General features: G+C 56.6%; 10 protein-coding genes. 9 read left to right on the top strand and 1 reads right to left on the bottom strand.

Annotation, left to right across the window (positions count from 1 at the left end; genetic code table 11):
- Positions 1-44 precede the first annotated feature (44 nt).
- From QUE41_RS12925 to QUE41_RS12895, 7 genes are all read left to right on the top strand, one after another.
- The gene (locus QUE41_RS12925) at positions 45-323 is read left to right on the top strand and encodes a hypothetical protein (RefSeq protein ID WP_286339438.1); all 279 of its coding nucleotides are present in this window, start codon (positions 45-47) and stop codon (positions 321-323) included.
- Between the two features lie 124 nt (positions 324-447).
- On the top strand, positions 448-1,266 hold the full coding sequence (locus tag QUE41_RS12920; protein ID WP_286339437.1) for a class I SAM-dependent methyltransferase: 819 nt from the start codon (positions 448-450) through the stop codon (positions 1,264-1,266).
- A gap of 1 nt (position 1,267) precedes the next feature.
- The gene (locus QUE41_RS12915; protein WP_286339436.1) at positions 1,268-2,149 is read left to right on the top strand and encodes an alpha/beta fold hydrolase; all 882 of its coding nucleotides are present in this window, start codon (positions 1,268-1,270) and stop codon (positions 2,147-2,149) included.
- Positions 2,150-2,213: 64 nt separating this feature from the next.
- Positions 2,214-3,899 (top strand): long-chain-fatty-acid--CoA ligase FadD, encoded by a 1,686-nt coding sequence (fadD, locus tag QUE41_RS12910; RefSeq protein ID WP_286339435.1) that lies wholly within the window; start codon positions 2,214-2,216, stop codon positions 3,897-3,899.
- Entirely contained in the window at positions 3,896-5,011 is a 1,116-nt protein-coding gene (gene rnd, locus QUE41_RS12905; RefSeq protein WP_286339434.1) for a ribonuclease D, read from the top strand. The genes fadD (QUE41_RS12910) and rnd overlap by 4 nt, the downstream gene beginning before the upstream one ends.
- A gap of 226 nt (positions 5,012-5,237) precedes the next feature.
- Positions 5,238-6,908, top strand: coding sequence for a long-chain-fatty-acid--CoA ligase FadD (gene fadD / locus QUE41_RS12900; protein ID WP_286339433.1), 1,671 nt, complete (start codon positions 5,238-5,240; stop codon positions 6,906-6,908).
- 481 nt (positions 6,909-7,389) lie between these two features.
- Positions 7,390-8,397, top strand: a complete 1,008-nt coding sequence (locus QUE41_RS12895; RefSeq protein ID WP_286339432.1) for an AraC family transcriptional regulator — start codon at positions 7,390-7,392, stop codon at positions 8,395-8,397.
- 19 nt (positions 8,398-8,416) lie between these two features.
- On the opposite strand, the gene rimO is transcribed toward QUE41_RS12895, so the two are convergent.
- A complete protein-coding gene (gene rimO, locus QUE41_RS12890) occupies positions 8,417-9,871 on the bottom strand; it encodes a 30S ribosomal protein S12 methylthiotransferase RimO (protein ID WP_286339431.1) in 1,455 nt (484 codons plus the stop codon).
- Between the two features lie 209 nt (positions 9,872-10,080).
- Here rimO and QUE41_RS12885 point away from each other — a divergent pair, with 209 nt between their 5' ends.
- Together QUE41_RS12885 and QUE41_RS12880 are read left to right on the top strand one after the other, a co-directional pair.
- Positions 10,081-12,045 carry a recombinase family protein gene (locus QUE41_RS12885; RefSeq protein WP_286339430.1) on the top strand — a complete coding sequence of 655 codons (1,965 nt, stop codon included), beginning with the start codon at positions 10,081-10,083 and terminating at the stop codon, positions 12,043-12,045.
- Positions 12,046-12,055: 10 nt separating this feature from the next.
- The gene (locus QUE41_RS12880; protein ID WP_286339429.1) at positions 12,056-12,610 is read left to right on the top strand and encodes a hypothetical protein; all 555 of its coding nucleotides are present in this window, start codon (positions 12,056-12,058) and stop codon (positions 12,608-12,610) included.
- Positions 12,611-12,928 lie beyond the last annotated feature (318 nt).

The following is a 12,928-nucleotide window of genomic DNA, read 5'->3' as shown; positions in this document are numbered from 1 at the left end:
GCCACCTAGCTAATACTATTGGTACAAGGGAGAGCGACACCACCATGATCCATCAAGTTGGATTATCCACCCAGGCCCCATTGCCGGCGAAACCGCAGAGCAAGGGCAGCCCGGAGAAAGCCAAAGAGGCTGAGCCGGCGGTCAAGACCGCCGAGCTGGTGGTGCCCAGCGATCCCCAGGGCTGGCAGGCGTTTGCTGCCGGCCGAACCCGCCTGACCCAGGATCACCCTGACTCCCGGGCCATCTCTGCCTACATGGAAACCGCCAATCAGGGGCTGCGCCAGGAGTTGCAGTCGATGATGGGCGTCGATCTCTACGTTTAATCCCCACAGCTTTAGCCCCGCTGCCATCTTTTGTGACATCTTCCTGGCCGCAACACCATTGCAATCTCCGACTGCCGCGATAGGTTATAGACTTTACCTAAAATCCGAGTCTTAGGAGGGAACCATGAGAACCATGTTGCTGGCGTCTGCCCTGACCCTGATGAGCCTGCCTGCCCTGGCGGGAAGCAGCGACAACCAGAGCACCCTGAATCAATGGGCCAATGGCGAACACCGTAGCCAGGCCAATATCGAGCGCAATCAGTACCGGCATCCCGCCGAGACCCTGGATTTCTTCGGTTTGCATCCTCACATGCGGGTGATTGAGCTGTGGCCCGGTGGTGGCTGGTACAGTGAAATCCCGGCGCCCTACCTGAAAGACAAGGGCAAGTTTATCGCCGCCAGCTTCGACACCAACCCTGCCGAAGACACCCCCCGTACCCGTTATCGGGCCAACGCCGGTAAGCGCTATGAGACCAAGTTGGCCGCTGAGCCTGAGCTTTACAGCAAGGTGGAGGTGGTGACCTTCGACCCGCCGGCCAAGACCAGTTTGGGGGTAGAGGCCAGCGTGGATATGGTGCTGACCTTCAGAAACCTGCACAACTGGGCCATGGCCGACTCTCTGGAGCCGGTGTTTCAGGCCGCGTTTGAGGTACTGACCCCGGGTGGGGTGTTTGGAGTGGTGGAGCACCGGGCCAACCCGGGCATGCCGGCGGAATCGGGTTATATGGATGAGGCCCAAATGATTGCCCTGGCCGAAAAGGTGGGCTTTAAGCTGGCGGCCAAGAGTGAGGTCAATGCCAACCCCAAGGACACCAAGGACTATGAGCGTGGGGTGTGGACCCTGCCGCCTTCGTTGCGCCTTAAGGAGAAGGACAAGGAGAAATACCTGGCCATCGGCGAGTCCGATCGCATGACCCTGAAGTTCTACAAGCCGGAGATCTAATGTGACCCAAGAGCCTGGCCGGGAGCGACGCTTCCACCTCGACACCCTGTCACTGGCGGCACTGGAGTGGGGCCCACCGCAGGGCCCGCTGATTCTGGCGCTGCACGGCTGGATGGACAATGCCCACAGCTTCGCCCCCCTGGCCCCCGTTTTGACCGAGCGGGGCTACCGGCTACTGGCGCTGGAGCTTCCCGGTCACGGCCATTCGGACCATAGGCCCCAGGGCAACTACTACCATTTTCTCGACTACCTCTATGATCTGCACCAGTTGTGGCCACAGCTGCCGGAGCCGCCGGCGCTGCTGCTGGGCCACTCCATGGGCGGCATTCTCGGGGGGCTGTTTGCCTCGCTCTACCCGGAGCGGGTGTCCAAACTGGCGATCCTCGAGGCGATGGGGCCATTGACCGCCAAGCCGGATGAGAGCCTGGAGCGGATGCGTGCAGGCTTTGCCAGCCGGGATAAAGGGTTTAAGCCCAGAGGGTATCCGGACCTGGCGCCCCTGGTGAGTGCCCGGGCCGCGGCGGGGGGGCTGGATGACGCTCTGGCCCGGCTGCTGCTGGAGCGAAACCTGCAGCAGCGCGACGGCTTGTGGCACTGGCGCTCGGACCCCAGGCTGCGCACCCGTTCCCCCTGGATGATGACTGACGCACAGGGAGAGCAACTGATGTCGGATCTTCAGGCCGACACCCTGGTGGTGCTGGGTGAAGACGGGTTTGAGGGGCTCAGGGAGATCTCGGCAGCGCGTCATCAATGGCTGAATCAGCCTCAGCTCGAGTCCATTGCTGGCGGCCATCATTGCCATATGGAGTCCCCGGAGGCCCTGGCGGAGCTGATTGACGGTTTTATTGGCGTAAAAAGCAGCGAACACACCAACTTAGGTTAGGTTTCGCCGCATATGGCGGTATCATTGGGCCATTAGAAGTCCTGTTCCAGTAAAGGAGAACAGTGTGGACAAGGCATGGCTTAACAGCTATCCCGCCGGTGTTCCGGCGGAGATTCATCCCGAACAGTACCGTAACCTGCTCGACTTGTTTGAGCAGAGCTGTCACACCTACGCCGACCAGGTGGCGTTCATCAATATGGGCGCGGTACTTACCTATCGTCGCGTCGAAGAGCAGAGCCGCGCCTTTGCCGCCTACCTGCAGAATGAATTGAAGCTGCAGAAGGGGGATCGTGTCGCCATCATGATGCCCAACCTGCTGCAGTACCCGGTGGCCCTGCTGGGTGTGCTGCGTGCCGGCATGGTGGCGGTGAACGTCAACCCTCTCTACACCCCCAGAGAGTTGAAGCATCAGTTGTGTGATGCCGAGGCCAAGGCGATTGTGCTGGTGACCAACTTTGGTCAGAGCCTGCAGCAAATTGTCGACGACACCCCGGTGGAGCACGTCATTCTGACCAAGATTGGTGACCACCTGTCTGCGCCCAAGCGCACCCTGGTCAACTTCGTGGTGAAGTACGTGAAGAAGATGGTGCCCAAGTACCATCTGCCCTATGCGGTGTCCATGCGCAAGGCGCTGACAGTGGGCCGTCGCCTGCAATACATCAAGCCCAAGGTGGACCTGGATGACATTGCGGTACTGCAGTACACCGGTGGCACCACAGGCGTGGCCAAAGGGGCGATGCTGACCCACAAGTCTCTTATCTCCAACATGCTGCAGGCGGAGGCCTACTTTGGCCCGGTGCTGGAGGAGGGGTCGGAGATGGTGGTGACGCCGCTGCCGCTCTACCATGTGTTCGCCAACACGGTAAACCTGCTGCTGTTCTTCAAGCTGGGTGGCCAGAACCTGCTGATCACCAACCCCAGAGATATGCCCGCCTTCCTGGGCGAGCTGAAGAAGTACCCCTTCACCGTGCTGACCGGGGTCAACACCCTGTTCAATGCCATGCTCAATCAGGACGCGTTCTGTGGCCTGGATTTCAGCCAGTTCAAGATCACCATCGGCGGTGGCATGGCGGTGCAGCGCGCCGTGGCCGAGCGCTGGCAGGAGGTAACCGGGCAACCCCTGATTGAGGGTTACGGTCTCACCGAGTGCTCCCCGGTGGCCGCTGCCGGCACCTATGATCAGAAAGAGTACACCGGCGCCATTGGTCTGCCCATTCCCTCCACCGAGATGCGCGCCGTCGATGATGACGGCAACCCTGTTGCTCCCGGAGAGACCGGCGAGTTGCAGGTACGAGGCCCTCAGGTGATGAAGGGGTATTGGCAACGTCCGGAAGAGACCGACAAGGTGCTGACTGACGATGGCTGGTTGTTTACCGGCGACATCGGCTACATGGATGACAAGGGCCAGTTCTACATTGTCGATCGCAAGAAAGACATGATCCTGGTGTCCGGCTTTAATGTGTTCCCCAACGAGGTGGAAGATGTAGTGGCCAGTCATCCCAAGGTGCTGGAAGTGGCCGCGGTGGGCGTGCCTCACGAGGTGTCCGGCGAGTTGGTGAAAATCTTCGTGGTGGCCAAGGATCCCTCCCTGACCGATAAGGAACTGATCGCTCACTGCCGCAAGTCCCTCACCGGGTACAAGGTGCCCAAGCTGGTGGAGTTCCGCGATGATCTGCCCAAGACCAATGTGGGCAAGATCCTGCGCCGTGAACTGCGGGAAGAGCAGATGAAAGAGGCCAGCAACGCATGAGTGAACTGAACTGGCAGTGGATCGACACTGATGAAGGTTTGGCGCAGCTGTGTGAGCAGGCCAGCCGGGCGCAAGCGGTGGCCCTGGACACCGAGTTTGTCCGGACCCGCACCCTCTACGCCCAATTGGGACTGATTCAGATCTATGACGGCACCACCCTGGCACTGGTGGACCCGCTGACCATCGACGATCTGGGGCCGTTCTGGCGCCTGTTGGAAAACGAAGCCGTGGTCAAGGTGCTGCACTCCTGCAGCGAAGACCTGGAGATCTTTGCGCAGCAGGGCGGCGTGCAGCCGAGGCCGTTGTTTGACACCCAGGTGGCGGGCGTGCTGCTTAACAAGGGTGCGCCCATGGGCTACGGCAAGATGGTGGAAGCCTACCTGGGCCTGGCCTTGGACAAGGGAGAGGCGCGCACCAACTGGCTGGCCCGGCCTCTGCGTGATACCCAACTGGAGTATGCCGCGGCTGACGTGCTTTACCTGCTGAAGATCTACCACACCATGAAGGAGGAGATCGCCGACGCCGGTCGTCACGACTGGCTGATGGAGGAGGGGGAGCGTCTGACCGAGGGCCGGTTGGAGCCGGTGGATCCGGACACTGCCTACCTCAAGGTGAAAAATGCCTACCAGCTTCGCCCTGAGCAACTGGCGATCCTCAAGTCCCTGGCGGCCTGGCGTCTGAGCGTGGCGCAAAAGCGCGACCTGGCACTGAACTTCGTCATCAAGGATGCGGCGCTGCTGACCCTGTCCAAGCGGGCACCAAGGAGCATCAACTACCTGAACCAACTGGATTGCCTGACTGAGCGCGACGTTCAGCGTCACGGTAAGGCCATTTTGAAGGCGGTAGCCGGGGCGGATATCGATAATCCGCCGGAGCCGGTGGATCCCCTTTCTGCCGAGCCCGAGTTCAGAGACGCGGCCAAGCTGGTGCGTAAAACCCTGACCCAGGTGTGTGAGCAGCATGAGGTGGCTGCCGAGTTGATGGCCTCCAAGAAACTGGTGCATCAGTATCTGAAGTGGCGCATGGGCGGCCAGCTGGGCAAAGAGCCCGTGGTGCTGCGCGGCTGGCGCGGTGAACTGACCCGAAGCAGCCTGGAGGCATTGAGCCTTTAGGAGTAATTGCTTGAAACAGGGGGACCCTATTGGGTCCCCTTTTTTGTGTCTGACTCAGGCCGACTAAGGCTTGATATCAAAAACGAATAAAGATGTTAAATTCATGTATATCAAGGCTGACAATCGACTAAATATGTGTGATGATGCTCACGTTTATACGCCTGTTTAATACGGGCGCTTAAAAAGATAAGTGGCGTGGAGAAGCCGCATAGACAAGGAGTGACACATGGAAAAGGTCTGGTTAGCGAGTTACCCCGAAGGTGTTCCGACGGAGATTGATCCCGACCGGTTCACTTCGCTGGTCGACTTGTTCGAGCAGTCGGTGGCCCGCTATGGGGATAAACCTGCCTTTATCAACATGGGAAAAACCATCACCTATAACGAACTGGACAAACTGAGCCGGGATTTTGCCGCCTACCTGCAGCAGGATCTCAAGCTGGAGCAGGGGGACAGGGTGGCGATCATGATGCCCAACCTGCTGCAGTATCCGGTGGCCCTGTTCGGTGTGCTTCGTGCCGGTATGGTGGTGGTCAATGTGAATCCGCTCTACACCGCCCGTGAGCTCAAGCATCAGCTCAATGATGCCGGCGCCAAGGCGATAGTGGTGGTGTCCAATTTCGCCTCCACCCTGGAGCAGGTGGTGGACGATACCCCGGTGGAGCATGTGATTCTCACCAAGCTGGGGGATCAGCTCTCCCCCTTCAAGCGCACCCTGGTCAACTTCGCGGTGAAATACATCAAGAAGATGGTGCCTAAATACCATCTTCCTGATGCTCACTCCATGCGCAGCGCCCTGTACAAAGGCAGCCAACGTCCCTTCACCAAGCCCAAGGTCTCCAATGACGACCTGGCGTTTCTCCAGTACACCGGGGGGACCACCGGGGTGGCCAAAGGCGCCATGCTGACCCACAGAAACCTGGTGGCCAACCTGGAGCAGGTAAGCTCCTGGATCGGGCCGACCCTCAACGAGGGTGAGGAGATGGTGGTTACCGCACTGCCGCTGTACCACATCTTTGCCCTCACCTGTAACTGCCTGACCTTTATGAAGCTCGGCGGCACCAACCTGATGATCACCAACCCCAGGGATATGCCACTGTTTATCAAGACCATCAAACAGTATCCCTTCACCGCCATCACCGGGGTCAACACCCTGTTCAATGGCCTGCTCAACACACCTGGATTCGACGAGCTGGATTTCAGTAAGCTCAAGGTCGCCCTCGGGGGCGGCATGGCGGTTCAGGCTGCGGTGGCGGAGAAGTGGCAGCAGGTCACCGGTTCCCGTTTGCTGGAAGGCTTCGGGCTCACCGAAAGCTCGCCAGTGGCCTCGGTGGCACCATACAATGCCAAGGGCTACGACGGCACCATCGGCTTGCCTTTGCCCTCCTGCGCCATTCGACTGGTGGATGAGCAGGGTCAGGTGGTGAACGTCGGCGAGCGAGGTGAGCTGCAGATTCAGGGCCCCAACGTAATGAAGGGGTACTGGCAGCGGCCCGAGGCCACGGCAGAAACCATTTCCCAGGATGGCTGGCTCTCCACCGGTGACATCGCCACCATGGATGAGCGGGGCTACTTCAAGATTGTCGATCGTAAGAAGGACATGATCCTGGTGTCCGGTTTCAACGTCTTCCCCAATGAGATTGAGGACGTGGTGGTGATGCACGACGCCGTGGTGGAAGCGGCCGCCATCGGGGTACCCAACCCAGCCTCCGGTGAGGTGGTCAAGGTGTTCGTGGTGGCCAAGCCCGGCACCAGCGAAGAGTCGATCATTCGTCACTGCAAGAAGCACCTGACCGGATACAAGATCCCCAAGATCATCGAGTTCAGGGACGACCTGCCCAAGACCAACGTGGGCAAGATTCTCCGCCGTGCCCTTCGTGAGGAGGAGCAGGCAGCCTGACATCAAGCTGTCACACAAGAGCGTTATTCTGACCTTAATTGCTCTTCTGTATTCACGCTGATTCCGCCCGGATTCACAGCTGGCACCCCAAGTGGGTGCCTTTTTTTGTCTCATTTTGGGGTCGCTTGGGCCGCGCGAATCGTTTATGTTTTTGGTTGCAGTTTTTTCGGTTGTGGGTTGGCCCCAGGAGCCTTGGTAGGTTCCTGCCGCATCTAGCCTGTATCCTTACCGACATCATTGCGGGCGTCGGTGAGAGAGTCGCAACGTTGTTTCTGGGGGCTCTGCTTAAGCTCATCCAGGCCTGAATGATCTGTAAGGAAATAACGAATCGCCATTGTTTGCCGGATCACGATTCTGGGTTTGATTGGGGGCTGCCTTGTCAAAATTGGCGAAGTGCTCGCCACAGGTCCGGTGTCGTGGTTGCTTTTCGGTGCAAACTTTGATCATATGTTGTCAGTCCTGAAAATGAGGAAGAGGTGACATGGGGGAGAAACGGTATCCACTGGATGCCAGGTGGCGATACGCCTTCGAGCGATTGGGCTTGGATTCGTGCGCCGTGCTGGAGCGTGCCGGCCTCTCTCTGGAGGTGCTGGAAAACCCGGACAGTCGCCTCAACACCCAGCAGTATCTGGATCTTTGGCACTCTCTGGAGCAAAGCGTTGAGCCAGGCCAGTTGAGCCAAAGTGTGGCGCAGTTTTGTTCCAGCACCTTTGCGGCACCCATGATGGCCGCGCTATGTTGCCCGACGCTGCTCGATGCCATCCAACGGGTGGTGCGCTTTAAGACCCTGCTGGGCCCCCAGCGTCTTCGGGTGGAAGAGCGGGACGATAAGATCGTCATAGTCCAGTTCTGCGAGCCGGACAGCCATCAACTGCCCAACTCTCTGATCGTGCTTGAGTGGTACCTGATACTGAATCTGGCACAGATGGCCACCAAGGTGGATCCCATAGTCACTTCCCTGACCCTGCCCGACGATTGCCCTGAAGGGCGTCAATTGGCCAGGCGCCTGGGCCTGGAGCTGCAGGTCGGCGACGGCAATGCCCTGGTTCTGCCCAAAGGGGAGTGTCAGCGTCCCTTTATGACCCTCAACGATGCCATGTGGCAACACTTCGAGCCTGCTCTGCTGGCTCAGATCCGCAGCCTGCATTCCGATGGGGGCTTTGCCAGTGAGGTTAAGGCGATTTTATTGGAGTGTCTGCCGTCGGGGATGGCGGACAAGGAGAGGGTGGCGCAGAGGCTGGGGATCAGCCCAAGTACCCTGAAGCGCCGTCTGACGGCTGCCAGGCAGCCGTTCAAGGAGCTGTTGGCTCAGGCCAGAAAAGAGCTGGCATGTCATTATCTGCAGCAGTGCCATCTGTGCCATACGGAGATCAGCCTGTTGTTGGGGTTTGACGATCCCGCCAGCTTCTACCGGGCCTGCCAGCGTTGGTTCGGCCTCACCCCGGAGCAGGTGAAAAAAAGAGAGGCCGGCATAAAGCCGGCCTGGTAACGAGTCTGAGGGGCAGGAATTAGCCCAGATCTTCAATCTCGCCATCTTCGTCGCGGACGATGGTGGCGTAAAGGTCATACTCGTTGGCAAACTCGATGGAGGCCCACACCATCTGGCCCACATCCACGTCGAACTCGCCGCCCAGAATCACCTTACCATCGATCTCCGGGGCATCGGTGTAGGCTCGGGCTACCGCGCCCTCGTCGTTGAGCTCATCGACTATCACCCGCATCTCGGTGCCCACTCGGGCCTGCAGACGCTCGGCACTGATGCGTGCCGCCACCGCCATAAAGCGCTGGAAACGATCCTCCATCACCTCTTCAGGCACCAGTTCCGCCAGGTCGTTGGCCACGGCGCCGTCCACCGGGCTGTATTTGAAACAGCCGACCCGGTCCAACTGAGCGTCTTCCAGCCAATCCAGCAGGATCTGGAAATCCTCTTCGGTTTCGCCAGGGAAGCCGACAATGAAGGTAGAGCGGATCACCAGTTCGGGGCAGATCTCACGCCACTTCTTGATCTGTTCCAGGGTACGTTCCGCCTTGCCCGGGCGCTTCATCGCTTTGAGGACGCGGGGCGATGCGTGCTGGAAGGGGATATCCAGGTAGGGCAGGATCTTGCCCTCGGCCATCAGAGGGATCACCTCATCCACATGGGGGTAGGGGTAGACGTAGTGCAGACGCACCCAAATTCCCATCTCTGCCAGCTTCTGACACAGCTCGGTCATGCGGGTCTTAACCGGCATGCCATTCCAGAAGCCGGTCTTGTGCTTCACGTCTATGCCGTAGGCACTGGTGTCCTGACTGATCACCAGCAGCTCCTTGACGCCAGCGTCCTTCAGTCGCTTAGCTTCATCCAGCACTTCGCCAATGGGGCGGCTGACCAGGTCGCCGCGCAGGGCAGGGATGATGCAGAAGGTGCAGCGGTTGTTGCAGCCCTCAGAGATCTTCAGATAGGCGTAGTGACGGGGCGTCAGCTTGACGCCGTGATCCGGGATCAGCGAGGTCAGGGGGTCATGTTGGGGCTTGGGCAGGTGCTGATGAACCTGTTCCAGCACCATCTCATAGGCATGGGGGCCAGTGATGCCCAGTACCTTGGGGTGGACCTCGCGGATCTCGTTTTCCTTGGCGCCCAGGCAGCCGGTGACCAGCACCTTGCCGTTTTCACTCAGGGCTTCGCCGATGGTGTCCAGGGACTCCTGAACGGCGCTGTCGATAAAGCCACAGGTGTTGACGATCACCAGATCGGCACCCTCGTAGGTATTGACCACGTCGTAGCCTTCGGTACGCAGCTGAGTCAGGATGCGCTCACTGTCCACCAGATTCTTGGGGCAGCCAAGACTAATGAACCCTATACGTGCAGCGCTAGATGGTTTCGTCTGTGACTGTACGGATCCACCTTCGGTCATCTTATCGAGCACCTTCTTAGGTGTTTCGAGGGTGGTGGTTTGCTTGGGATTGAACTGCTCAACGGTCATACAAAAACTCAGATTGCCCGGCTCTGCCGTAAAAATTGCGCGAATTATACCTGAGTCCCGGCAAATATGCAGGGCGAAAAAGTGTGCAGTTTTCGGCGCTGTTAATGGGGGTGAAAGGTGTAATTGTGAGCGGCCAGTTCAATTCTTGTCCTTGTTGGCTGGATTGTGTGAACATGGAGGGTATTACCTGATTGTTTAGCAAGTGGTTTATGCCTGATAGCAAGACTCGATGTTACTCCTACATTCGCTGGTCCAGCGAGAAGCAAGCGCATGGAACGACCTTGGCGCGACAGAAGAAGATTGCCAATGAGATTGCTGATGAGAATGGCTTGGAGCTGGTAGAGCTAGTTGATGAGGGACTGAGTGCCTTTAAGGGCAAGCATCGCAAGGATGGTGCCTTGGGAGCCTTTATTGAAGCTGTTAGGAACAAGCATGTTCCCGCTGATTCCTGGTTGGTTGTGGAAAATCTGGACCGCCTGAGTCGCGAGGACATCATGAGTTCACTACCGATGTTCATGCAGCTTCTTGAATTAGGGATCACCATTGTTACCGGCATGGACCGCAAGGTGTACTCAGGCCAGAGTGTTATCGAAAATCCAATGGACTTGATGCACTCCATTTTGTTGTTTAGCCGAGCACACGAGGAGTCGAAAACCAAATCAAAGCGGACCTATGGTCATGCTCAGGCGATAGTAACCGCTCACAACAACGGTAAGCGCTCCCCCGAAGGCTACGCTTATGCGATTAAGTCTGTGGGCACCAACATCTGGTGGAGTGACTGCAGCGATGAATTTGTAAGGCCACACGCGGTGTACTACGAGGTGGCCAAGGAGATCGTTGGCTACATCAAGCAGGGACTAGGTAACTATCGAATTATTGAACTGCTCAATGCCAAGTATCCCCCCCCAACTAAAAACAAACACAACAGCTGGTCAGCTAATCTCATTTCAAAGTTTCACCTCAGCCGAGCATTGCTGGGCGAGAAGTGCATTACCTTGAATGGCGTTGAGTACGTGCTAGAGGGGTACTACCCGGCGCTAGTAAGCGAAGACGAATTTCACCTGCTGCAAGCAATCAAAAAATCCAAGACTTCAAAAACCACTGCGACAACACATCAGCCGTTGTTGTCTGGGATTAAGGTGCTTAGATGCGGCGAGTGTGGAGGCAGCATGTATGCCTTTACGCAGCGCGATAAGCCCCGTTACATATGTGGTACTGGTCAGCAGAATCAGGGGTGTCGTCCATGGTCATTTAACGGCATGTGGGTTGAGGACACGGTACTTAGGCTTGCTGCTAATCATGTGTTTCGCCCCTTTGGCGTTGAAGAAGATATGCACTTGATTGAGCTTGCGCTTAGGGGGGAGCTAAAGGCCAAAAACGAGCGCATTGACCGTCTGGTGGAGGCCATTGCTGATGGGACTGGCCCGGCTGCACTGACGGTAAAAATTAAGCAGCTTGAACAGGAGGTTGAAGAGACAAAGAAGAAGATAGAACAAGCTGTGATGCAGAAGCAGGCTCAGTTGCTGGAGACGGTTGAGTGGGATGCGGTTGATGAGCGGGTGCTTGATAACACTGAACATGACTTGCGGGCGCAGGTGCGTACCAAGCTGGCACGGGTGTTAAAACAAGTTAGCTGCTATCAGATAAAGCAGGGGCATGTGGCATTTCTGCTTGAGTTCATAAACGGTAAGCAGGTTGTGGCTCACAGGACCGCTCAGACACTGCTGTTTGACAGTGATGCATGGCGAGCGCTTGGCGACCACTATGGCAAACGGGTGCTTCTGACAGACTCTGAACATAAGGTACTGGCTGAACTTGATGCTCTTGAGGTTGAGGAGGACGTAGAGGAATTTGAATTGCCTGGTGGGTTAAGCTCAGCCGACTTTAAACTTCCCGATGAACTGGTTGGTGTTAGCGAAAGCTACGAGTACCCCGGCATTGGCAGCTTAAACGCGGAGTTTATTGGTGACTCTGAAGAGCTGGCTGCAGATAGGGTGCGATTGGAGCACTTGCTGACGTGGGCAATGTCCGTAAAGGGGACGCCTAACGTCATCGAGGACCAGTACCAGGTCTTTAAGCACCGCTATAAAAGCCGAGTGGTGACAAAGCCAGAGCCAGCGGCGTACTACGTTGACGGCGTACGAATTTATCGAAAAAAAATACTAATTGATTAAGGGTCGTATGATGAAAAGGATCTTGGCTATATGCTGTTTTCTACTGTTGTCCGCATGTGTATCAACAGGGATCAGCAAAACTACCAGAATGTCTGATACAGGCATACATGGTCTGCAACATAACTCCGTTTTACAAAAATTCACTGAAATGCCTACGACAGTTACAGCGTATGGCGACAATGACACTGTAAACATGCTTAGCATATATGTTGAGCGCTATGGCGGAGGTAACGGCTATCTGTATGTGTCAAAGTCCAATGCTGATGAGTACCTGGTCGCTATAAGAAAGTACTTGGAGTGGGAACAGATTGCACTTCAGAGAAAAGACCTTCTGAACAAAGAAATAGCTACTATTGACGATGAAATGGGTTCGAGCTTTAGGTTCACAATTTGGAGTGGCAACAAACAGCAGCATTTATTGTATGTTGAACCTGTTGCATTAGGAATGTCCACGGGATACGGCTTCTACTTGGATTCTAACAGTGCTGCTGGACTAAAGGAGTTAATCGATCGTTTAGCTAATGCATCTATCCGACCTCAGCAACACGACCTGATATATAAGTAAACGATTAGGCTGTAGTTGAAGGACTGAGGTCGTCCATAAAGCTGCTACCTCGTACAGTACGAATGCCCGAAGCCAATTTCACAAGGAGCAGCTAATGGCAACGTACTACTACCAATGCATGAAAACCACCTGTGGCCACATGGAGTTCACAAAATTTGCACCAGCAGCCACCAAGCGCTGTACTAAGTGTGGTGGCACTATGAAACGGGTGAAAAAGTAATATACGAATAGAAAGCAGTGCTCCTGGGAGCACTGCTTTTTTACTGGCTGTCTTTTTCCTGTTGCTGCTGTGTCTGTTTGTCATTGGGTCTGTCTCTG

Source organism: Ferrimonas sp. YFM (assembly GCF_030296015.1).
GTDB lineage: Bacteria > Pseudomonadota > Gammaproteobacteria > Enterobacterales > Shewanellaceae > Ferrimonas.
The sequence above is the reverse complement of the archived record's forward strand: the minus strand, read 5'-3'. Positions and strand labels throughout refer to the sequence as shown.

Excerpts from the sequence above, each read along its gene's own strand:
- QUE41_RS12895 (WP_286339432.1), top strand. The coding sequence starts at position 7,390 with ATGGGGGAGAAACGGTATCCACTGGATGCCAGGTGGCGATACGCCTTC.
- QUE41_RS12925 (WP_286339438.1), top strand. The coding sequence starts at position 45 with ATGATCCATCAAGTTGGATTATCCACCCAGGCCCCATTGCCGGCGAAA.
- QUE41_RS12880 (WP_286339429.1), top strand. The coding sequence starts at position 12,056 with ATGAAAAGGATCTTGGCTATATGCTGTTTTCTACTGTTGTCCGCATGT.
- QUE41_RS12885 (WP_286339430.1), top strand. The coding sequence starts at position 10,081 with ATGCCTGATAGCAAGACTCGATGTTACTCCTACATTCGCTGGTCCAGC.
- rimO (WP_286339431.1), bottom strand. The coding sequence starts at position 9,871 with ATGACCGTTGAGCAGTTCAATCCCAAGCAAACCACCACCCTCGAAACA.
- rnd (WP_286339434.1), top strand. The coding sequence starts at position 3,896 with ATGAGTGAACTGAACTGGCAGTGGATCGACACTGATGAAGGTTTGGCG.
- fadD (WP_286339433.1), top strand. The coding sequence starts at position 5,238 with ATGGAAAAGGTCTGGTTAGCGAGTTACCCCGAAGGTGTTCCGACGGAG.
- QUE41_RS12920 (WP_286339437.1), top strand. The coding sequence starts at position 448 with ATGAGAACCATGTTGCTGGCGTCTGCCCTGACCCTGATGAGCCTGCCT.